23 protein-coding genes are annotated in these 20,498 nt (G+C 72.1%); 14 read left to right on the plus strand and 9 right to left on the minus strand.

All coding sequences use genetic code 11. From position 1 onward, the window contains the following. The first annotated feature begins 19 nt into the window (after positions 1–19). Positions 20–559: an OsmC family protein gene (locus ACIBQ6_RS26335; protein WP_358283020.1), complete on the plus strand. Its 540-nt coding sequence runs from the start codon at positions 20–22 to the stop codon at positions 557–559. 32 nt (positions 560–591) lie between these two features. Here the strand turns inward: ACIBQ6_RS26335 and ACIBQ6_RS26340 are convergent, their stop codons facing one another. From ACIBQ6_RS26340 to ACIBQ6_RS26350, 3 genes are all read right to left on the minus strand, one after another. Next, entirely contained in the window at positions 592–1,689 is a 1,098-nt protein-coding gene (locus ACIBQ6_RS26340; RefSeq protein WP_358283022.1) for a putative sulfate exporter family transporter, read from the minus strand. After that, positions 1,689–1,823 carry a hypothetical protein gene (locus tag ACIBQ6_RS26345; protein ID WP_352330037.1) on the minus strand — a complete coding sequence of 45 codons (135 nt, stop codon included), beginning with the start codon at positions 1,821–1,823 and terminating at the stop codon, positions 1,689–1,691. The genes ACIBQ6_RS26340 and ACIBQ6_RS26345 overlap by 1 nt, the downstream gene beginning before the upstream one ends. A gap of 129 nt (positions 1,824–1,952) precedes the next feature. After that, positions 1,953–2,849 (minus strand): TauD/TfdA dioxygenase family protein, encoded by an 897-nt coding sequence (locus ACIBQ6_RS26350; protein ID WP_397215056.1) that lies wholly within the window; start codon positions 2,847–2,849, stop codon positions 1,953–1,955. A gap of 120 nt (positions 2,850–2,969) precedes the next feature. On the opposite strand from ACIBQ6_RS26350, the gene ACIBQ6_RS26355 reads away from it, so the two are divergent. The 9 genes from ACIBQ6_RS26355 (at position 2,970) to ACIBQ6_RS26395 (ending at position 10,476) form a co-directional block, all read left to right on the plus strand. After that, positions 2,970–4,154 carry an LLM class flavin-dependent oxidoreductase gene (locus ACIBQ6_RS26355; protein WP_397215058.1) on the plus strand — a complete coding sequence of 395 codons (1,185 nt, stop codon included), beginning with the start codon at positions 2,970–2,972 and terminating at the stop codon, positions 4,152–4,154. Next, the gene (locus ACIBQ6_RS26360) at positions 4,117–5,013 is read left to right on the plus strand and encodes an amino acid ABC transporter permease (protein WP_397215060.1); all 897 of its coding nucleotides are present in this window, start codon (positions 4,117–4,119) and stop codon (positions 5,011–5,013) included. The genes ACIBQ6_RS26355 and ACIBQ6_RS26360 overlap by 38 nt, the downstream gene beginning before the upstream one ends. Further along, the gene (locus ACIBQ6_RS26365) at positions 5,010–5,765 is read left to right on the plus strand and encodes an amino acid ABC transporter ATP-binding protein (protein WP_387668506.1); all 756 of its coding nucleotides are present in this window, start codon (positions 5,010–5,012) and stop codon (positions 5,763–5,765) included. The genes ACIBQ6_RS26360 and ACIBQ6_RS26365 overlap by 4 nt, the downstream gene beginning before the upstream one ends. Positions 5,766–5,780: 15 nt before the next feature. Further along, positions 5,781–6,764 carry an ABC transporter substrate-binding protein gene (locus ACIBQ6_RS26370; protein ID WP_397215062.1) on the plus strand — a complete coding sequence of 328 codons (984 nt, stop codon included), beginning with the start codon at positions 5,781–5,783 and terminating at the stop codon, positions 6,762–6,764. Further along, positions 6,761–7,225 (plus strand): GNAT family N-acetyltransferase, encoded by a 465-nt coding sequence (locus ACIBQ6_RS26375; protein WP_397164821.1) that lies wholly within the window; start codon positions 6,761–6,763, stop codon positions 7,223–7,225. Before ACIBQ6_RS26370 ends, ACIBQ6_RS26375 begins: the two co-directional genes overlap by 4 nt. 83 nt (positions 7,226–7,308) lie before the next feature. Next, the gene (locus ACIBQ6_RS26380) at positions 7,309–8,373 is read left to right on the plus strand and encodes an ABC transporter substrate-binding protein (protein ID WP_358283034.1); all 1,065 of its coding nucleotides are present in this window, start codon (positions 7,309–7,311) and stop codon (positions 8,371–8,373) included. Positions 8,374–8,385: 12 nt separating this feature from the next. Beyond that, positions 8,386–9,192: an ABC transporter ATP-binding protein gene (locus ACIBQ6_RS26385; protein WP_358283036.1), complete on the plus strand. Its 807-nt coding sequence runs from the start codon at positions 8,386–8,388 to the stop codon at positions 9,190–9,192. Further along, complete coding sequence (locus ACIBQ6_RS26390) at positions 9,189–10,052, plus strand: ABC transporter permease (RefSeq protein ID WP_358283038.1); 864 nt, start codon at positions 9,189–9,191, stop codon at positions 10,050–10,052. The genes ACIBQ6_RS26385 and ACIBQ6_RS26390 overlap by 4 nt, the downstream gene beginning before the upstream one ends. Before the next feature lie 13 nt (positions 10,053–10,065). Then, on the plus strand, positions 10,066–10,476 hold the full coding sequence (locus ACIBQ6_RS26395) for an Rrf2 family transcriptional regulator (RefSeq protein WP_358283040.1): 411 nt from the start codon (positions 10,066–10,068) through the stop codon (positions 10,474–10,476). A 21-nt stretch (positions 10,477–10,497) separates the two neighbouring features. On the opposite strand, the gene ACIBQ6_RS26400 is transcribed toward ACIBQ6_RS26395, so the two are convergent. Next, positions 10,498–11,145: a response regulator gene (locus ACIBQ6_RS26400; protein WP_397215065.1), complete on the minus strand. Its 648-nt coding sequence runs from the start codon at positions 11,143–11,145 to the stop codon at positions 10,498–10,500. Further along, positions 11,142–12,278 carry a sensor histidine kinase gene (locus ACIBQ6_RS26405; protein WP_397215067.1) on the minus strand — a complete coding sequence of 379 codons (1,137 nt, stop codon included), beginning with the start codon at positions 12,276–12,278 and terminating at the stop codon, positions 11,142–11,144. The genes ACIBQ6_RS26400 and ACIBQ6_RS26405 overlap by 4 nt, the downstream gene beginning before the upstream one ends. A gap of 179 nt (positions 12,279–12,457) precedes the next feature. On the opposite strand from ACIBQ6_RS26405, the gene ACIBQ6_RS26410 reads away from it, so the two are divergent. The 3 genes from ACIBQ6_RS26410 to ACIBQ6_RS26420 all read left to right on the plus strand — a co-directional run bounded on the left by ACIBQ6_RS26410 (position 12,458) and on the right by ACIBQ6_RS26420 (position 15,240). Further along, positions 12,458–13,528, plus strand: a complete 1,071-nt coding sequence (locus tag ACIBQ6_RS26410) for a DUF418 domain-containing protein (protein ID WP_397215069.1) — start codon at positions 12,458–12,460, stop codon at positions 13,526–13,528. 81 nt (positions 13,529–13,609) lie between these two features. Beyond that, the gene (locus ACIBQ6_RS26415) at positions 13,610–14,119 is read left to right on the plus strand and encodes a SigE family RNA polymerase sigma factor (protein WP_352349556.1); all 510 of its coding nucleotides are present in this window, start codon (positions 13,610–13,612) and stop codon (positions 14,117–14,119) included. Continuing rightward, positions 14,116–15,240, plus strand: a complete 1,125-nt coding sequence (locus ACIBQ6_RS26420; protein WP_397215072.1) for a hypothetical protein — start codon at positions 14,116–14,118, stop codon at positions 15,238–15,240. The genes ACIBQ6_RS26415 and ACIBQ6_RS26420 overlap by 4 nt, the downstream gene beginning before the upstream one ends. On the opposite strand, the gene ACIBQ6_RS26425 is transcribed toward ACIBQ6_RS26420, so the two are convergent. Genes ACIBQ6_RS26425 through ACIBQ6_RS26440 form a run of 4 tightly spaced genes read right to left on the minus strand, consistent with a single transcriptional unit; the run spans position 15,235 to position 19,151 of the window. Further along, positions 15,235–16,077 carry a TIM barrel protein gene (locus tag ACIBQ6_RS26425; RefSeq protein ID WP_397215074.1) on the minus strand — a complete coding sequence of 281 codons (843 nt, stop codon included), beginning with the start codon at positions 16,075–16,077 and terminating at the stop codon, positions 15,235–15,237. The two genes, ACIBQ6_RS26420 and ACIBQ6_RS26425, sit on opposite strands and share 6 nt — an antisense overlap. 5 nt (positions 16,078–16,082) lie before the next feature. Further along, positions 16,083–16,919, minus strand: a complete 837-nt coding sequence (locus tag ACIBQ6_RS26430; RefSeq protein WP_358283051.1) for a carbohydrate ABC transporter permease — start codon at positions 16,917–16,919, stop codon at positions 16,083–16,085. Then, on the minus strand, positions 16,913–17,800 hold the full coding sequence (locus ACIBQ6_RS26435) for a sugar ABC transporter permease (protein WP_358283053.1): 888 nt from the start codon (positions 17,798–17,800) through the stop codon (positions 16,913–16,915). Before ACIBQ6_RS26435 ends, ACIBQ6_RS26430 begins: the two co-directional genes overlap by 7 nt. A 28-nt stretch (positions 17,801–17,828) precedes the next feature. Next, positions 17,829–19,151, minus strand: a complete 1,323-nt coding sequence (locus ACIBQ6_RS26440; protein ID WP_387668478.1) for an ABC transporter substrate-binding protein — start codon at positions 19,149–19,151, stop codon at positions 17,829–17,831. 286 nt (positions 19,152–19,437) lie between these two features. Here ACIBQ6_RS26440 and ACIBQ6_RS26445 point away from each other — a divergent pair, with 286 nt between their 5' ends. Beyond that, positions 19,438–20,439: an SIS domain-containing protein gene (locus ACIBQ6_RS26445; RefSeq protein WP_358283057.1), complete on the plus strand. Its 1,002-nt coding sequence runs from the start codon at positions 19,438–19,440 to the stop codon at positions 20,437–20,439. Positions 20,440–20,498: the final 59 nt, after the last annotated feature.

Raw genomic sequence — 20,498 nt, forward strand, 5'->3', positions numbered from 1 at the left:
GTTCGAGAGAGAAAGACCCATGAGCACCCTTCGCGAGTACCTGTCGCACAAGCGCGCCGCCCTGCTGGCCCGCCGGGAGGCCCCGGCGGGCGGCCCGGTGCCGCTGCACGCCCACGTCACGGCCGAGGGCCGCAGCGGGATCCGGCGCATCAGGATCAGGGACTTCCAGATCATCAGCGACAGCGGCCCCGACTTCGCCGGCTACGACCTCGGCCCCGGCTCGCCCGAGCTGCAGGCCGGCGTCCTGGGGAGCTGCGTGACGCACATCTTCCTGATCAAGGCGGCCGAGCTGGAGGTGCCGATCGACTCCCTGGAGGTGGACGTCCGCGCCGAATACGACCCGAGGGCCCAGCTCCCGGGCGACCAGGGCGTCCCGGTGTACCCGCACAACTTCCGCTACGAGGTGCAGATCGGCTCGCCCGCCTCGGACGAGCAGCTGGCCGGGCTGCACGCCGAGGTCGAGCGGGTCTGCCCGATCCTCAACCTGATCCGCAACCCGCAGCAGATCAGCGGCTCGATCGTCCGGGTGGCGGATCCCGCGCAGCTGCCCGTCGCGTAGCGGGACGGCCCCGCCCCCCGAGGACGGGGCCCTCAGCCGGCCGTGAAGCCGGAGAACAGGGCCAGGGCCAGGGCCAGGGCGACGACCACGTTCACCACCGTCGCGGCGGCGAACACGGCGACCGGCCGCCAGCCGGCCGCCCGCAGCGCGGCCACCCGGAACTCCAGCCCGATGCTGACGAACGCCAGAATCAGGAACCAGGTCCGCAGGTCGTTGGCGACCCCGACGACCGCCTTGCCCTGGCCGGCGGGGACCGTCGTGAGCCACCAGGTGGCGATCACGGACGCGGCGACGAACCCGAGCACGAACTTCGGGAAGCGCCGCCACAACTCCGCCGCCCCCGGCCGCTCGGCGTCCGCCCGCCGCTCGACCCGGAAGGCGAACCAGGCGGTCAGCGCGACCACGACGACGCCGATGAGCGCGTTCTGGGTGACCTTGACGATCGTGGCGATGGCCAGGGCGTCCTCGCCCGCGATCGTGCCGGCGGCGGTGACGGCGGCGGTGGTGTCGATGTTGCCGCCGATCCAGGCCCCCGCCACCTCGGGCGGCAGCCCGAACGCCGAGGCCAGGGCGGGCAGCACGAAGATCGACGGCAGCGCGAACGCGATCACCAGGCTCGCGCTGTAGGCGAGCTGCTCCTTCCTGGCCTGGACGGCCCCCGCCGCCGCGATGGCCGCGCTGACCCCGCAGATCGACACGGCCGACGACAGCAGCGCGCGCAGCCGGTCGTCGAGCCCGAGCCGCCCGCCGAGCCACCAGGTGAACAGGAACACCGTGCTGATCAGCACGATCGCCTGGAGCACGGCCGGCCCGGCGGCGGTGACGATCACCTTGAGGTTGATGGAGGCGCCGAGCAGCACCAGCCCGGTCTTGATGAAGAACTCGGTGCGGAACCCGCCGGCCAGCCGCTCCCGCAGCCCGGCCGCGGTCAGCAGCGCGTTGCCGAGCAGCCCGAGGGCGATCGCGTAGACCGGGAACTCGACGGCCTTGGCCAGCCCGGAGTCCGGGAGCCAGCCGGGCACGCCCTTCTCCAGGAACCGGGTCGCGGCGGCCAGCACGAGGACGACCAGGACGCCGAGCGCCGTCCCGCGCCAGGTCGCGCGGTCGGCGGCGACGGTCGCGGCGCTCATCAGGGCACCAGCCCGACGGGGATGACGCCGGTGAGGACGAGGACGAGCAGGACCAGGCCGACGGCCGTGGCGGCCCAGTCCTCGTTGATCGCGACGCGGCTCTCGCGTCCGGTGGGGGATTCGCCGGTGCTCATGGGCGTGCCTTTCAGGTGGGGGATGAGAGGTGCGGGCGGGGCCCAGCCAACCCCGCCCGCACTGGCTTCGGCCGCTCCGCGAGGCCCCGGCCACGGCGACGTTCGTGGCCGGGGCGGCCCCGGGGAGGGTCAGGCGGCGATCGGCGAGTAGGTCGCGGCGTCGCCGCTGAGGGCGGTGCTGGTGCGGCCGTCCACGCCGACCGGCACGTCCCCGGCGATCGTGACCCGGTGCAGGCGGCGGGGACGGTCGCCGAAGTCGTGCACCACGCGGTGCTGGGTGGCCCGGTTGTCCCAGATGGCCACGTCACCGGGCGACCAGCGCCAGCGGACGGTGTTCTCCACCTCGGTGACGTGCTCCTGGACCAGCCGGATGATCGACCCGGAGGTGTGCCCGGACAGGCCGCTCAGCCGCTTGGCGAAGTCGCCGAGCAGGATCGAGCGCTCGCCGGTCTCCGGATGCACGCGCACGACCGGGTGCTCGGTCTCGAACAGGGTGGAGGCGAACACCTCGGCGTGCTCGCGGGCCCGCTCGTCGATGGTGGCCGTGCGGACGTAGTCGTACTGGTTGGTGTGCACGGCGCGCAGCCGGTCGAGCAGGTCGCGCAGCTCGGCGGGCAGGTTCTGGTACGCGCTGACGGTGTTGGCCCACAACGTGTCGCCGCCCGCCTCCGGCACGACGACCGCGCGCAGCACCGAGGCCAGCGGCGGCCGGTCCACGAAGGTCACGTCGGTGTGCCAGCGGTCGACCTTGTGGCCGTTGCTGTAGTCGAGGTCCAGGATGTGGGCGTTGCCGTGCAGCGCGGGCACGGTCGGGTGGGCGGCGGTCGGCTCGCCGAGCAGCCGGGCGAAGCCCACCTGGCTCTGCTCGTCGAGGTGCTCCTGACCGCGCAGGAAGATCACTTTGTGGGTGAGCAGGGCCTGGCGGAGCTCGGCCACGACGTCGGGGTGCAGATCGGGCGTGAGCCGCACACCGGTGATCTCGGCTCCTATACGGCCGGCGACGGGGGTGATGGTCAGGGATGGCATGGTGTCCTTCCTTCCGTACGCCTCCACCGTAAATAAAAACCAACTAAATTGGTAGGGCTTGACGGAATAAGATCGCCGTGCTGGGGTGAAAGGCGTTCACGACGCCAGAAAGGCCGCGACATGCCTGTGGAGTTCCTCGGTATCGGTGGCACCAACGACGGCTCGGAGACCTCGCCCCGCTCGGGCCCCTCCTTCGACAAGCAGTACACGCTCCGGCTCGCGCGGGCCCACCAGGAGCACGGCTGGGACCGGGTGCTGTTCGCCTACGGCTCAGGCTCGCCCGACCCGGCCCAGGTGGCGGCGTACGTCGCCGGCCGGGTCGAGGGCCTGGGGATCCTGCTGGCCCACCGGCCGAACGTGTCGTACCCGACGTACGCGCTCAAGACGTTCGCCACGCTCGACCAGATCAGCGACGGCCGCCTGACCGTGCACTTCATCACCGGCGGCAACGACCATGAGCAGGGCAGGGAGGGCGACGTCCTGGCCAAGGACGAGCGGTACGCCAGGACCAGGGAGTACATCAGGATCGTCAAGAAGGGGTGGACCTCCAGGGAGCCGTTCGACCACGAGGGCGCCCACTACTCCTTCCGGGACTTCGTCTCCGACGTCTTCCCGGTCCAGCGGCCGCGGCCCCAGGTCTCCTTCGGCGGCTCGTCGCCCGCGGCGTACGCGGCCGGCGGGGCCGAGGCCGACGTCTACTGCCTGTGGGGCGAGCCGCTGGCCGAGACCGCGCAGCAGATCGCCTCGGTCAAGGAGGCGGCCCGCGCGGCCGGGCGGGCCGACGCGCCGCGCATCCAGGTGGCCTTCCGGCCGATCATCGCGCCCACCGAGGAGCTGGCCTGGGAGAAGGCGCACCGGATCCTGGGGGAGCTGCGACACTCCCGGGCGAACCCGCGGCGGCGTCCCGGGGGGCCGCCGCAGAACGCCGGGTCGCTGCGGCTGCTGGAGGTGGCCGCCAGGGGGGAGCGGCACGACCGCGCCCTGTGGACGCCCACCGCGGCGGCCACCGGCGCCGCCGGCAACTCCACCGCCCTCGTCGGCACCCCGGAGACGGTCGCGCAGGCCCTGCTCGACTACTACGACCTGGGCGTGGAGATCCTCTCGGCGCGCGGCTACGCGATCCTGGAGGACGCCGTCGACTTCGGCCGGCACGTCATCCCGCTCGTCCGCGCGGAAGTGGCCCGCCGCGACGCCGCCCGCGCCGACGCCGCCCGCGCCGACGCCGCCCGCGAGGGAGTCGCACGCGAGGGAGTCGCACGTTCGGGTCGTGGCGACGACGTGCGTGCGGGCCATGGCGCTGCGTGACACGGCCGAGGCGGTGCCCGCCGCCGGGCTGGAGGAGCCCGCGCCGAAGGTCGTGACCGCCCGCCACCCGTCACGGGCGGTGGCCGCGCTCGCCGTGCTGGTGCTGCTGGCGATGGCGGCCAACGCCCTGGTCACCAACCCCGCCTGGGAGTGGGACGTCGTCGGCATGTACCTGTTCGCGCCCTCCGTCCTGCGCTCGGTGCTGCTCACGCTGGAGCTGACCGCGCTGGGCATCGGGCTCGGGTTCGCGCTCGGCACCCTGCTCGCCCTCATGCGCCTGTCGGCCAACCGGCTGCTGGCCTCGGTGGCCTGGGGGTACGTGTGGCTGTTCCGCTCGGTGCCGCTGATCCTGCAACTGCTGTTCTGGTACAACCTGGCGCTGCTGTACCCGAGGTTGTCGTTCGGGGTGCCGTTCGGGCCGGCCTTCTTCGACGTCGGCACGATGGACCTGATCGGGCCGGTCACCGCCGCCGCGCTCGGGCTCGCGCTGCACCAGGCGGCCTACGCCGCCGAGATCGTCCGCGGCGGCCTGCTGTCGGTCGATCCGGGGCAGCGCCTGGCCGCGGCGGCGCTGGGCGTGCCGCGGGCCCGCCGGTTCTTCCGGATCATCCTGCCGCAGGCCATGCGGACGATCGTGCCGAACGCCGGCAACGAGATCGTCAGCCTGGTCAAGGGCACCTCGGTGGTCTACATCATGGCCCTGCCCGAGCTGTTCTACCAGGTACAGGTGATCTACAACCGCAACGGCAGGGTGATGGCGCTGCTGCTGGTCGCGACCGTCTGGTACCTCGTCCTGACGACCACGCTCTCGGTCGGCCAGCACTTCCTGGAGCGCCACTACGGCAGGGGCCGCTCATGATGGTGGAACTGGCCGGCGTGCACAAGAGCTTCGGCGCGCTGCACGTGCTCAAGGGCATCGACCTGCGCGTACGCCAGGGCGAGGTGGCGGTGGTGCTCGGGCCGTCCGGCTCGGGCAAGTCCACCCTGCTGCGCGTGATCAACCACCTGGAGAAGGTGGAACGCGGGACGGTCACGGTCGACGGCGAGCTGCTGGGCTACCGGCGCGCCGGCGACCACCTGTACGAGCTGCCCGAACGCGAGATCCTCCGCCAGCGCACCAGCATCGGCTTCGTCTTCCAGAACTTCAACCTCTTCCCGCACCTCACCGTCAGCCAGAACATCGCCGAGGCCCCGCTGTCGGCCCAGCGCCGGCCGCGCGCCGAGGTGGCCGAGCTGACCGCCCGCCTGCTCGACCGGGTCGGGCTGGCCGGCAAGGCGGCGGCCTATCCGCGCACGCTCTCCGGCGGCCAGCAGCAGCGCGTCGCCATCGCCAGGGCGCTGGCCCTGGAGCCCAAGGTGGTGCTGTTCGACGAGCCCACCTCCGCCCTCGACCCGGAGCTGGTCGGCGAGGTCCTGGAGGTCATGAAGGACCTGGCCCGCAGCGGCACGACCATGATCGTCGTCACGCACGAGATCGGCTTCGCCCGGGAGGTGGCCGACACCGTCGTGTTCATGGACGACGGCCGCATCGTCGAGCGCGGCCCGGCCGCGCAGGTCCTCGACGCCCCGCGCCACGAGCGCACCCGCGCCTTCCTCGGCAAGGTCCTCTGATCACAAGGAACCCCCATGCGTCTCACCGCCGTGCCCGCACTCCTGCTGATCGTCTCCACCACCGTCACCGCCTGCGCGGCCGAACCCGCGCTCGTCCATAGAGCCCGCGAAGGGGCCGGCGCCGACGGCGCGGTCGCCGGCCGCGCCGTCGACACCGGCCCCGACCAGAAGCGGGTGCGCACCGGCAAGGTCGCGAGCATCGCCGCCCGGGTGCCCGCCGAGATCGCCCGGGACGGCCGGCTCACCGTCGGCTTCAGCGTCCAGAGCTCGCCGCCGCTGGTCTTCCCGGCCAGTGACGACGTCACGCCGATCGGCGTGGAGACCGACCTCGCCCAGCTCGTGGCGGACGTGCTCGGCCTGGAGCTGGAGCCGGAGAGCTCCTCCTGGGAGAACCTGTTCCTGGGGGCCAGGTCCGGCAAGTACGAGGCCGTGTTCAACAATGTCACCGTCACCGAGGAGCGCAAGGACGTCTACGACTTCGCGACGTACCGGATCGACCAGCTCGCCTGGCAGGTTCCCGGCTCCAGCCCGATCAGGAGGATCTCCGGGCCCGCCGACGTGGCCGGGCTGCGCGTCTCGGTCGGCTCGGGCACCAACCAGGAGAAGATCCTGCTCGACTGGGACGCCCAGAACCGGAAGGCCGGCCGGAAACCGGTCGAGATCCTCTACTACCAGAAGTACGGCGACGTGCTGCTCGCCCTGAAGTCGGGGCGCGTGCAGGCGTACTTCGGCCCGAACCCGACCATCGCCTACAACGTCGCGGTCAGCGGCGGCTCCAGGATCGTGGGCACCGCCTCGGGCGCCGGGCCGGGCCTGCAGGGGCTCATCGCGGCGATGACGAAGAAGGGCGACGGCCTGGTCGGGCCGGTGCACGACGCGCTGGCCACGGTGATCGGGAACGGGACGTACCGGCAGGTGCTCGACCGGTGGGGGCTGGGCAACGAGGCGGTCGCCGAGTCCAGGGTCAACCCGCCGGGCCTGCCGAGGCAGAGCGGTTGAGCGCGCCCGCCTTCGAGGTCCGCCTGGTCGCGCCGGACGATCCCGCCGTCCGGCCGCTGCTGGCGGACCTCGCGCTGGAGTACACCAGCCGGTACGGCGCCAACGACGAGCTGAACCGGTACCCGGCCGAGGAGTTCGCGCCGCCGGACGGGGCCTTCCTCGTCCTGGTGGTGGGCGGCGAGACCGTGGCGGGCGGGGCGTTCCGCCGCTACGACGCCGACACGGCCGAGCTGAAGCGGGTGTGGACGCATCCCGGCCATCGCAGGCGCGGCCTGGGCGCGGTCGTCGTACGGGAGCTGGAACGCGAGGCCGCCCGCCGCGGCTACCTGCGCATTCACCTGACCACCGGCCCCCGCCAGCCCGAGGCCGTCGCCCTGTACCTGGCCGGCGGCTACACCCCGCGCTTCGACCCGGACGACCGTCCGAAACGCGGCCCGCTGCCTTTCGTGAAGAGTCTGTGACCCAGAGTGGGATTGACGAGCGCCCTCCCTTGCTCCTATAAACACTCTAAAGCCACTAAATAAGTGGGAAATAGGGAGAAGAGATGAACGCTCGCAGGGTTCGCGTAACGGTGGCCACCCTGGCCGCCCTGGCGCTCACGACCATGGCGGCCGCCTGTGGGGGCAGCGGCAGCCCTGCGGACAGCGGCGCGAAGAGCGGGGGAGCCGGCGGCACGCAGGTGCGTCTGGGCTTCTTCCCCAACATCACCCACGCCACCGCGCTGGTCGGCGTGGAGAAGGGCATCTACGCCAAGCACCTCGGCACCGCGCCCAGGACCAGCACGTTCAACGCCGGCCCGGCCGCGATCGAGGCCGTGTTCTCCGGCGCCATCGACGCCACCTACGTCGGCCCCAACCCGGCCATCAACGCCTGGTCGAAGTCGAAGGGCCAGGCCATCAAGATCGTCGCCGGTGCGGCGTCCGGCGGCGTGTTCCTCGTGGTCAAGCCCGGGATCAACTCGGTGGAGGACCTCAAGGGCAAGAAGATCGCCACCCCGCAGCTCGGCAACACCCAAGACGTCGCGCTGCGCTACTGGCTGACCGAGAAGGGCATCAAGACCGACACCAAGGGCGGCGGCGAGGTCTCGATCGTGCCCCAGGAGAACTCCCAGACCATCCAGACCTTCGCCACCGGCGACATCGACGGCGCCTGGGTGCCCGAGCCGTTCGCCAGCCGCCTGATCAAGGAGAGCGGCGGCAAGGTGCTGGTCGACGAGCGCGACCTGTGGCCGAACAAGCAGTTCGTGATCACCCACCTGATCGTCCGCCAGGAGTGGGCCAAGGAGCACCCCGACCTGCTCAAGAAGCTGATCGAGGCGCACGTCGAGGCCAACGACGTCATCGCCAAGGACCCGGCCGGCGCCGCGCAGACCGCCAACGCCGCCCTGCAGAAGCTGACCGGCAAGGCGCTCAAGCCCGAGGTGCTGGACAGCGCGTTCAAGAACATCACCTTCACCAACGACCCGATCGCCTCGTCGCTGGTGGGCAGCGCCGAGCACGCGACCAAGGTCGGCCTCCTCGACCCGGTCGACCTGAACGGCATCTACGACCTCAAGGTCCTCAACGAGGTCCTCGCCGCCAAGGGCCAGCAGGCCATCTCCGACAAGTAGGAGGCGCACGCGATGTCCGCTCCGCTCACGGAGCAGGTCACCGGCCGGGTCGACGGGCAGAGCCCCGCGATCCGGCTGGAGGCCGTCTCCAAGCTCTACGGTCAGGGCCGGACGGCCCTGCAAGCCCTCGACCAGGTCTCGCTGTCGGTGGCGCCCGGCGAGTTCGTCTGCCTGCTCGGCGCGTCCGGCTGCGGCAAGAGCACGCTGCTGTCGCTGGTCGCCGGGCTCGACCGGCCCACGGCCGGCCGGATCGACGTGGACGACGCCCGCGTCGCGCTCATGTTCCAGGAACCCGCGCTGTTCCCCTGGCTGACCGTCTCTGCCAACGTCGAGATGGCGCTGCGCGCCAAGGGCGTGAGCAAGCGGGAACGCCGGGACCGGGCCGCCGAGTTCCTCGACATCGTCCACCTGAGCGGGTTCGGCAGGAAACGGCCGCACGAGCTGTCCGGCGGCATGCGCCAGCGCGTCGCCCTGGCCAGGGCGCTCGCCCAGGACGCCGACGTGCTGCTGATGGACGAGCCCTTCGGCGCCCTGGACGCCATGACCCGCGACCTGCTGCACGACGAGCTCGAACGCATCTGGCGGGAACGCGCCCTGTCGGTCCTGTTCGTCACCCACAACGTGCGCGAGGCCGTCCGGCTCGGCGACCGGGTCGTGCTGCTGTCCAGCAGGCCGGGGCGGGTGGTCGAGGACTTCCCCGTCGCGCTGCCGCGGCCCCGCCGTACCGACTCGGGCGAGGTGGCCGAGCTGGCGGGGGAGATCACCGGCCGCCTCCGCCAGGAGGTCCTGCGCCACGCCCGTCAGGAGGAGCCCGCATGACGACGACGGACACCCACGCCCAGCAGCTCGCCGGGCTCGACGCGCTGGAGCTGGGCACCGGCCACCGCGCCGGCCTGGCCTCCAGGCTGTGGGCGGGGTTGTGGCCGATCGCCACGGCCGTGCTCATCGTGCTGGCCGTCTGGCAGGCCGTGGTGTGGGCGGGCTGGTGGCCCGAGTACGTCTTCGCCGGGCCGGTCACCACGCTCGCCGAACTCGGGCACCGGCTCGGCGACCCCGAGTTCTACACCGCGCTGACGGTCACCATGCGCCGCGCGGTCACCGGGTTCGCCCTGGCGATCGCCGTCGGGCTGGTCGTCGGCGCGCTGGTCTCGCGGATCGGGCCGCTGCGCCGCGCCACGGGCTCGCTGATCACCGGGCTCCAGACGATGCCGTCCATCGCCTGGTTCCCGCTGGCCATCCTGCTGTTCGGGCTGTCGGAGAGCGCGATCCTGTTCGTGGTGGTGCTGGGCGCGGCGCCGTCCATCGCCAACGGCCTGATCACCGGGGTGGACTACACGCCGCCGATCCTGCTGCGCGCCGGGCACATGCTCGGCTTCCGCCGGATCGCGCTCTACCGGCACGTCATCCTGCCGGCCTCGCTGCCGTCGTTCCTGGCCGGGCTCAAGCAGGGCTGGGCGTTCGCCTGGCGCTCGCTGATGGCCGGTGAGCTGCTGGTCATCATCGCCAACCAGGCCTCGCTGGGCGAGCAGCTCCACTACGCCCGCGAGCTGGCCGACTCGCCCGGCCTGCTCGCCACCATGATCGTCATCCTGGTCATCGGCATCGTGGTGGACCGCGTCTTCGGCCTGGCGGACGACGCGCTGCGCCGCCGCTGGGGCCTGCACCAGGTGAGCGCCTGAGCAGCAGACGGTCATGCGGATCTCCGCCAGAACCCAGTACGCCCTGCGCGCCGCGGCCGAGCTGGCCGCAGCGCCGCCGGGCCCCATGCCCGCCGAGAAGATCGCCACGGCCCAGGGCATCCCCCGCAAGTTCCTCGACAACATCCTGCTGCAGCTGCGCCGGGCGGGCCTGCTGCACAGCCAGCGCGGCCCCGAGGGCGGCTACTGGCTGGCCAGGCCCGCCGGCGAGATCACCCTCGCCGACATCGTGCTGATCGTCGAAGGCGTCTCCGAGGGCGGCGACCACGGCGGCTATCCCGGTGTGGCCAGCCCGCTCGCCGAGGTGTGGAGCGCGCTGCGCGACCACGAGGAGATGATGCTGGCCGACATCACGCTGGCCGACATCGCCCGCGCGAGCGTGCGGCTGGGCGACGAGTCGCGCTGAGGGACGTCCCCCGGCCCGCGGTCAGCCCGCCACCCCGTTCTCCCAGGCCCACACGATGATCTCGACCCGGTTGCGTATGCCCAGCTTGTCGAGGATGGCGGAGATGTGGCCTTTCACGGTGCTCAGCGAGATGTGCAGGGCGGCGGCGATCTCCCGGTTGGTGCGACCGGCGGCCACCGCGCGCACCACGTCGGTCTCCCGCTCCGACAGCGGGTGCACCGCTCCCGTCGCGCGCGGCGCCCTCCTGGCCAGGCGGCCCAGCAGGCGCGGCGTGATCGACGGCGAGATCAGGGCGTCCCCGGTGCTGGCCGCCCGTACGGCCTCGCCGAGCAGGGCCGGGCCGGCGTCCTTCAGCACGAACCCGGCCGCGCCGCAGCGCAGCGCGTCGTAGACGTACTCGTCCAGGTCGAAGGTGGTGACCACGACCACCGGCAGCGGGTCGGGCACGCTTGCGCCGGCCAGGGCGCGGGTGACCGCGATGCCGTCCATGCCGGGCATGAGGATGTCCACCAGGCAGACGTCGGGGCGTACCCGCCGGGCCAGCTCCACGGCCTCCGCGCCGTCCCGGGCCTCGGCCACCACGCGGATGTCGGGCTGGTCCTCCAGGATCAGCCGCAGGCCCCGGCGGACCATCGCCTGGTCGTCGGCCAGCAGCACGCCGATCGTCATCGCCGCCCCCCTAGTGGCAGGGTCGCGTGGACCGTCCAGCCGCCCTCCGGCCGGGGGCCCGCGCGCAGGGTGCCGTCGAGGGCCTCGACGCGTTCGCGCATGCCGAGCAGGCCGTAGCCGCCGCGGCTCCGGGACGGCGGCGCGGGCGGCGCGTCGTCGGCGACCTCGACCACGACCGCGCCGTCCCGCCCGGTGACCGTGACCTCGACGGTGACCGCGCGGGCCGCGTGGCGGGCGACGTTCGTCAGCGACTCCTGGACGATCCGGTAGACGGTGCTGTTCACCTCCGGCGGCCAGCTCTCGGCCTCGCCGGGGACGCGCAGGGTCACGGGCGGGCCGTCGAAGCCGCCGACCAGGTCGGTGAGCCGGCCGGCCGGGCAGGGCACGTCGTCACCGGCGTCGCGCAGCAGGCCCACGACGCGGCGCAGCGCGGCCAGGGCTCCGGCTCCGGCGTCCTCGATGTCCTCCAGCGACTCCTCCAGCGGGCCTGACCCCCTGCGGGCCAGCAGCCGGGCCGCCTGGGCCTGCAGGACGATGCCGGTCAGGTGGTGGGCGGCCACGTCGTGCAGCTCCCTGGCCAGCCTGCGGCGCTCGTCGTGCCGGACGCGATCGGCGGCCGACAGGCGGCGCGCCGCCAGCAGCCGCAGACCGCCGCCGACGCCCAGGGCGGCCAGCCACCCGGCCACGTTGAGCGCCACCGTGGCCCCGTTGTGCGCCCCGGGCGCGCTCGCCGCGGCGACCGCGAGCCCACCGGCCGCGACGGCGCAGGCGGCCCGTACGGGAAGCGTCCTGACCGCCGACCCGACCAGCACGGACAGGCCGAGCACCATGGCCGGTCCGGGTTCGTTCGGCAGCCCGGCCCGCGCGGCGACCAGGACGGCCACGGCCGCCACCGCCAGCCCGGCCACGGCCGTCCACACCGGGGCCAGGCGGCGCGCCAGGGCCAGCGCGCACACCGCCGCCCCCGCCGCGCCGTCGAACACCCAGTAGCCGCCGCCCCAGCTGCCGGCGATCAGACCGGCCCAGAAGACCAGCACGGCGACGGCCGCCACCGCGAGCGCGGCCTGCGCCGTCACGGCCGCGGCCCGCCGCCCGAGGGGCCAGGCGAGCTCCGGCCGGTTCCGCACGTTCACGCACCCAGGCTAGGGAGGCGGGCCCGCCCGGCACACCGGCCGAAAGTACGGTCGCCGCGCGCACCCCAGGACAGGGAGGCCGGTCCGCCCGGCACACCGGCCGAAAGTACGGTCGCCGCGGCCCGGACCCTGCTTTGGACCCTCCCCGCGCCGTGCCGCCCGCCGCAGGATGAGGCTTCATGCCCCATGACGACCCGCGGCCCGCCCGCGCCCTGCCCCAGGGCACCACACCCCGCACCACACCCCGCACCACACCCCGCACCACACCCCCGGCCGCCCCCGGGCGGTCGCGCATCATCGCGCTCGACGTCGTGCGCGGCTTCGCCCTGTGCGGGATCCTGCTGGCCAACGTCCAGCCGATCTCGCACGTCGGCACCGACCCGGTCACCGCGCAGCAGGCGACGCTCGACGACACCGCCCGCTGGCTGGGCCTGCTCGTCGAGCAGCGCTTCTTCCCGATCTTCTCGCTGCTGTTCGGCGTCGGCTTCTCGCTGCTGCTCGACTCCGCCGCCGCCCGCGTGCCCCATCCGCGGGTGTTGCTGCTGCGCAGGCTCCTCCTGCTGGGCTGCATGGGCCTGGCGCACATGTTCCTGCTGTGGCGCGGCGACATCCTGACCGTCTACGCGGTCGTCGGCCTGGTGGTGCTGCTGCCCTCGACGTGGTTGCCGCGCTGGGCCGTGGCCGGGCTCGCCGCCGGGCTCGTCGTCGTGGCGCTGGTCGTCTTCGGGGGCGGCACGATGCTGGTGCCCGGACTGTTCCTGCTGGGCTCGGCCCTCACCAGGTACGGCGTGATCGACCGGGTCGAGAGCTCCACCCGCGTCCCGGCGCTGCTGGCCCTGGGTCTCGCCGCGGCCACCGTCCCGGCGCTCATGTGGCAGGCCGCAAGCACGGGCGTCTCCCTGCCGATGGCCGCGTCCGGGCTGCTCATGGCCGGTCTGTACGTGTGCGTCCTGCTCGTCCTGCTCAGGACCCCGCTGCGCCCGGTGTTGCGGGCCGTCTTCGCCCCGCTGGGCCGCATGGCGCTGACCAACTACCTGAGCGCCACCGCCCTGGTCCTGGTCCTCGGCAAGCTGGCCGGCGGCCCGCCGGAGGGCTGGACGCTGACCACGATCGTGGGGATCGCCGCCGTCATCCTGGCTCTGCAGTGGGTGTGGTCCACCCTCTGGCTGCGCCGGTACCGCTTCGGCCCGCTGGAATGGTTGTGGCGCTGGGCCACCTGGGGTCGCCGTCCCGCCCGGCGGGCCCGGTGAGGCCGTAGGGAATTCTGGGACGAACCTGCAACCCTCCGCCCGGCCGGCCGCGTTGGGAACGGGCGAAGGGAGATCACCACATTGGACGCTCATGACGGCTTCCGCGAGTTCGTCATCGCCCGGCAACAGGCGCTGATGCGGACCGCCTACCTGCTCGTGGGCGACCCTCACCAGGCCGAGGACCTGCTCCAGAGCGTGCTGGTCAAGGTCGTCCGGCACTGGCACAAGCTGGCGCGGGACGGCAACCCGGAGGCGTACACGCGTAAGGCGCTGGTCAACCAGTACATCTCGTGGCGGCGCCGGCCGAACCCCGAGCTGCCCAGCGCCGACCCGCCCGAGCGCGCGGTCACCTATGACGACGACGCGCTCGACCGGATCGTGCTGCGCCAGGCGCTGGACAAGCTGACGCGCAAGCAGCGCGCGGTGATCGTCCTGCGCTTCTGGGAGGACCTCACCGAGGCCCAGACCGCCGACGCGCTCGGCTGCGCGGTCGGCACGGTGAAGAGCCAGACCCATCACGCGCTGGCGCGGCTGCGCGCGCTGGCCCCCGACCTCGTGGACTCGCGAACCCCTCAGGAGGCGGCCCGATGACCAGACTGCGTGACGCGCTGAACGGCATCGCCGAGGAGGCGCCCCCGGTGAACCTGGCCGACCTGGCGGTGGCGGGGTACCGGCGCAGACGCCGCGCCTCGGCGACGCTGGCGGCCGCCGCGACGATCGCGGTGCTGGCCGGGGTGACGGCGGCCGTGCTGCTGGCCGGGCCGCGGCGGGCGCAGTCCGCCGCGCCGCAGGCCGCGGCCGCGGCCGTGCCCGTGCTGCCGGAGGGGAAGGTGGGGACGCTCAGCCACGCCTACCGGCAGAGCTGCCTGCCTCCCAAGGGGAAGAGCGCGCCGCCCGGCTGCGTGGACGGCGAATGGCGGGTGGTCACCGGCGACGGCAGGACGTACCGGGTGCCCCAGGCGCTCGGGACGACCGCCAGGAACGACCGCGTGCCCGTCGCCCTCAGCCGCGACGGGCGCATGTTCGCCTACTACGACGAAGACGCGCAGGCGCACGTCGTCCGGGACATGGTGACCGGCGCGGAGACGGTCTCCGCCGCGAGGGTGACGGAGGAACGCCTCGGCATGGGCTCCCTGCTGGTGGTCTCCGACGACGGCCGCCACCTGGCGTTCGACCCGCGCGAGGGCACCAAGGACCCCGGCCTGCTGATCGACGTGCGGACCGGCGGGACGGTGTCCGTCCCCGGCGTGTACGAGCCGGTCGCCATCAAGGACGGCGTCGCCGAGCTGGTCCGCTACCGCAAGACCGACCTGCTGTTCATGCCGGTCACCGGCGGCGGCAGGCCGGTGCGCTTCGACGGCGTCTTCATCATGTTCAGCGAGCTCGCCCCGGACGGCCGCACGGTGGTCGCCTTCGAGTTCCCGCCCGGCAAGAAGGTCCTGCCCGAGTACATGACCCACCGGCTCACCGTGCTCGACGCCAGGACCGGCCGCACCGTGCGGAAGGTCCCGGTCAAGGGCCTGCCGAAGGGGGCGCGCATCGACAACGCCACGATCTGGCGGAGCCCGTCGGAGGTCACGCTCGCCGTCGAGGTCGGGAAGGACACCCGGGCCTACGCGGTGGACGTCCGCACCGGCAGGACCAGGCTGGTGGCCAGGTATCCCGGCTCGGCCAGGGGGCTGGTCACGCCCGGAGCCGTCGGCGGGCTATGAGGCTCCCGGGAGCGCTGCCTGTACGGAGGCCAGGCAGCGCTCCACCACGGGACGCGGGTCGAAGGCGTAGTCCCCGGCCCCGAACAGCTCGAACGTCATCGCTCCCCGGTAGCCCCTGCGGTCCAGCGCGGCCAGGTACTCCGTGAGCGGCAGCTCGCCGTCGCCCCAGGCCAGGTGCCCGGTGGGGGAGCCGTCGATCAGGTGCACGTGCCTGACGCGGTCGCCGAGGGCGTCGAAGTAGTCGTCCACGCCCTCCCCGGCCGCCGCCATGGCCACGGTGTCCAGCACCGCGCCCAGGTTCGGGGCGCCCACCTCGTCGATCATGCGGGCCAGCGTGGGCGCGTCGTTGACCAGGTTGGACTCCACCCGCTGCAACGCCTCCAGCACGCACGACACGCCGAGCGTGCGGGCGTAGGCGCAGATCTCGCCGATCGCGTCGGCCGAGCGCCGCCAGGCGGCGGCGACCGGCTCGTCCTCGAAGCCCCGGCCCGGGGTCAGCAGCAGCAGCTCGGCCCCCAGCTCGGCGGCCAGTTCGGCGGCCCGGCGGAACATCGCCACGCTCGCGGCCCGCAGCCGGCTGTCCGGCGAGGCCAGGTTGACGGGGTAGGCCACCTGCTCGGGCGTCAGGCAGCGGACGGTGAGCCCCCGCCCGGCGGCGCGCCGGCGGATCGCCCGCGCCTCGGCGTCGCTCAGCCACGGCACGTGCAGCTGCGGCGCGACGCCCCACAGCTCCAGGTGCTCGCGACCGAGCGCGGCGGCGTCGTCGAGGAAACGGTCGAAGGGCAGGTGCTGGTAGGCGAAGTTCGAACCGGTGACCTGCCGCAGTGACAACGACATCGGACTCACTTCCCGACCCCGTCGGCGAGGCCCTTGACGATGTAGCGCTGGCCGAGGAAGAACAGCAGCACCACGGGCAGCGCCGCGATCACCATCCCGGCGAAGACGACGGGGAAGTCCGTGCCGTGCTTGCTCATCAGGCCGGTGAGGCCGACCGGCAGCGTCTGCACGCCGGCGCCGCTGGTGAAGACCATCGCGAACAGGTACTCGTTCCAGGCGAACAGGATGTGCAGCAGCACGGTCGAGGTGAGGATCGGCTTGCACATCGGCAGGATGATCCGCCAGAACGCGGTCCAGCGGCCGCACCCGTCCATCTCGGCGGCCTCGTCCACCTCGCGCGGCAGGTCGATCATGTACGCCCGGATGAGGAACGTCGTGAACGGGATCCGGAACGCGGTGTAGAGGATCAGCAGCGCCCAGAAGCTGTTGTACAACCCCATGGCCTGGAACATCTTGACCAGCGGCACGAGCGCCACGGTCGGCGCGAGCATGAGCCCGCCGAGGATGGCCATCGTGACGAACCGGTTGAAGGGGATGTCGACCCGGGTCAGCCCGTAGGCCGCCCACGCGCTGACGAACACGGTGGCGACCGTGGAGGTGAGCGTGACCAGCACGCTCGTCGTCAGGTAGTCGCTCACCCCCCGGTTCCACGCCTTCTGGTAGCTCTCGAAGCTCCAGCTCGACGGCAGCGCGAACGGGTTGCCGAACAGCTCGCTGTTGGACTTGAACCCGTTGAGCACCATCCACAGCAGGGGATAGAGCACGACCACCGCGAGGCAGAGCAGGAACGCCCAGAGGAACACGCGCGCGATCACGCCGAGGAAGCCGCGGCGACTCACCATTCCACCCTTCTCTTACGGGTGACCCACATCTGTCCCACGGCGATGCCGAGCGTGATGACGAAGATCACCGTCGCGATGGCGGCGGCGTAGCCGAAGTTGTTGCGCACGAAGCCGCTGCGGTAGAGCCAGGTGCCCAGGACCTGGCTGGAGTTGTCGGGGCCGCCGCTGGTCATCACCATGACCTCGTTGAACACCTGGAAGGCGCCCGAGACGGTGACCATCATCATCAGCCCGGTCATCTCCCGCACGAGCGGCACGGTCACGTGGAAGAACCGCCGGACCGGGCCGGTGCCGTCGATGGCGGCGGCGCCGTAGATCTCGCGCGGGATGCGCTGGATCGCGACCGCGAACAGCAGCGTCGAGTAGCCGAAGCCCTGCCACTGGCTCATCGCGATGATCGCCGACATGGCGGTGCTCTCCTGGCCCAGCCACGCCTGGGCCAGGCCGTCCAGGCCGATCGCCCTGAGCAGGTGGTTGAGCGGGCCCAGGTTGGGCTCGTAGATGAAGTAGAAGAGCAGGCCGGCGACGGTCATCGAGATCGCCGACGGGATGAAGTACACCGCCCGCAGGCCGCGCTGCCACCGCTCACTGCGGACGCCCTCGATCAGCGCGGCCAGCAGCAGCGCGCCGAACACCTGGAAGACGATCGAGACCACCGCATACAGGACGTTGTTGCCCAGCGAGGACCAGAAGACCGGGTCGTCGATCAGCTTGCGGTAGTTGTCGAGCCCGACGTACTCCTGGGTGCCGCGGTAGATGTCCCATTTGAGGGTGCTGAACTGGAAGTTCTGCACCAGCGGCAGGTAGACGAACACCACGACCAGCGCGAGCGCGGGAGCCACCCACGCCAGGCCGAGCGCCCGTTGACGTATGGCACGCACCGGCATGCTCTCCCTCCGGCCGCCCGGCCTACTTCGCCGACTCCGACGCCTCGCGGACGCTCGCCAGCACCTTGTCGGGGGTCGAGCCACCGCTGATCAGCGCCTCGCCGCCGGCCAGCCAGGCGTCGGCGACCTCGGGCACGGTGACGGTGTCGAGCCACGCGGCCAGCCGCGGCGCCTTGTTGACCTGCTCCATGCCCTCGTAGACGGCCTTGCTGGAGGTCTCGGGGCTGACCGCGCCGACGACCGTGCTGGGCTGCCCGTACGGGGGCGCCGACAGGGTCTTGGCGTTCTGCGTGGAGGTCACGAACTTCATGAAGTCGACGGCCAGCGCGGCCCGCGGCGACCTGGCGTTGATCAGGTAACCCTCGGGAGCGCCCTCGATGGTCTTGGGGTCGCCGGCCGCGTTCTGGGGGGCGGGGAGCTGGAAGATGCCGAAGTCGTCCGGCTTGAGGCCGTTCTTGTCGGTGGCGTTGTCGAACTCCAGGACCTCCTGGTAGTACATGGCCGCCTTGCCGTCGTGGAAGGCCTGCTGCGCCGAGCTGTAGAGCACGCCGTTGGTGCCCTTGCCGGTGTCGGTGCAGGTGTCGACCAGGGTCTTGAACCGGTTGAGCGCGGTCACGTAGCCCGGGTTGTCGAGCTTGGCCGTCTTCGGGGTGAAGTCGGCCTGCAGGACGTCGGCCGGCACGTCGTAGGCGAAGAGCTGCTGGAGGTAGTGCAGGGCGGGCCAGCCGTCCTTGTTGCCGAAGGCGATCGGCTCGTAGCCCGCCTTGCGCAGCGCCGCGCAGCTCCCGACCAGCTCCTCGAACGTGCCGGGCACCTTGACGCCGGCCTTGTCGAAGGCGGTCTTGTTGTAGCCCATGAACTTGCCGTTGCCGTACAGCGGGATGCCGTAGTACTTGCCGTCGTAGGCGAAGGCCGACAGCGAGCCGGGGCTGAACGTCCTGCCCCACTCGGTGTCCGGGCCGATCACCTTGCTCAGGTCGGCGGCCCGCCCGCCGCGCACGAAGTTCTCCGCCCAGTTGCCGCTCCAGGTGAAGAAGACGTCGGGCAGCGCGTCGGAGGCGGTCAGCGTCTTGGTCTTGTCCTTGATGCTCTGGTCGGTCTCCTGGATGAGCTCGACCTTCACGCCCGGGTGCTGCTTCTGGTACGCCGCGGCCAGGTCCTCGAAGTACGGCTGCAGCGGCTCGCCGGCGAACTTGGTGAGGATGCTCAGCGTGCCGGAGAAGTCGGGCGTGGCGGACAGGTCGGCGGCGGGGGCCGTGGCCGCTCCGTCGCCGCCGCCGGAACAGCCGGCCAGGGCGAGCGTCCCGAGGAGCGCCGCGAACGACGTCATTGCGCGAGGGCGCATGGGCTTCCTTTCTCTCGGAGGGAGAGGGGGACCTGCCGGTCCGCGGTGGGGGTGTTGGCTGACTGTACAGATGAACTGATACCGGTACCAGACCGCGAAGCAAGATTTTCTTTCCGAGCGCCTGCATGTGGGCTTTTTCCTGCGATGAAACAGCAGTACGGGACGGGTTCTCGCAGGTGGGGTGTTGACGCGTGGCCGGATCCTGTGTCAGCGTGACCTCCGCGTGATACCGGTATCAGGCCGCTGGACGCCGCCGGCCCGCAAGCTTTCCCGAAAGGACGCGAAGATGCTCGGATTCAACGAGCCGGAATTCCTGTCGCAGCTGGCCAGCACCGTGGCCCTGCGCCCCCAGATCGAGGAGCTCGTCGATCGGCTCGTGGACCAGGGGTTCGACACCCTCCTGCTCGTCGGCGCCGGCGGCACGTACGCCCAGATGTGGCCCTACGAGCACCTGGCCAGGCGCAGCTCGACGCTCGACGTGCGCGCCGCGATCGCGGCCGAGCTGGTCGTCTCGGGCGACGCCCGGCTCGGCGAGCGCACGGTCGCGATCTTCACCTCGGTCTCCGGCACCACCGAGGACAGCCTGCGCGCGATCGAGTACGTCAAGGACAAGGGCGCCTACACGGTCGGTTTCACCGGCTACCCCGACTCGCCGATCGCCAAGGCCGTGGACGCCGTGCTGGTGTCGGAGCCGAAGGCGTGGCCGTTCGACCAGCAGATGTTGCTGTTCATGGGCCGCCTGCTGTCCCGCCGCGGCGAGTTCGAGGGCTACGAGAAGCTGGCCGGCGAGCTGGCCGGGCTGCCGGGCGTGATGCTGGAGGTCGCCCGGCAGGCCGAGCCGGTGGCCGCCGCGTTCGCCGAGGCCCACAAGGACACCGACTACCACTTCCTCATCGGCGGCGGGAATCTGTGGGGATTCACCTACCTGTACTCGATGTGCATCCTTGAGGAGATGCAGTGGCTGCGCACCACCAGGGTGCACAGCGCCGAGTTCTTCCACGGCTCGCTGGAGCTGCTGGAGGAGGACACGAGCGTGCTGATCTTCCAGGGCGAGGACGAGACGCGCCCGCTCACCGACCGCGCCGAAGCCTTCGCCAGGCGCATCTCCAAGGACGTCACCGTCTTCGACACCCGCGACTACCCGCTCGACGGCATCAGCCCCGAGTTCCGCGGCCTGCTCGCGCCGCTGGTGCTCGACACGGTGCTGGGCCGGGTCAGCAAGCACCTGGAACGGGTCCGCGACCACTCGCTCGACCTGCGCCGCTACTACCGGGTCATGGACTACTAGGCCGCCGCCACCCCCGCTCCCGCTCCCGCCCGCCGGGACGGGAGCGGCCCCGGCCTGCC

This window comes from Nonomuraea sp. NPDC049655 (assembly GCF_044465465.1).
In the GTDB taxonomy this organism is placed as follows: domain Bacteria; phylum Actinomycetota; class Actinomycetes; order Streptosporangiales; family Streptosporangiaceae; genus Nonomuraea.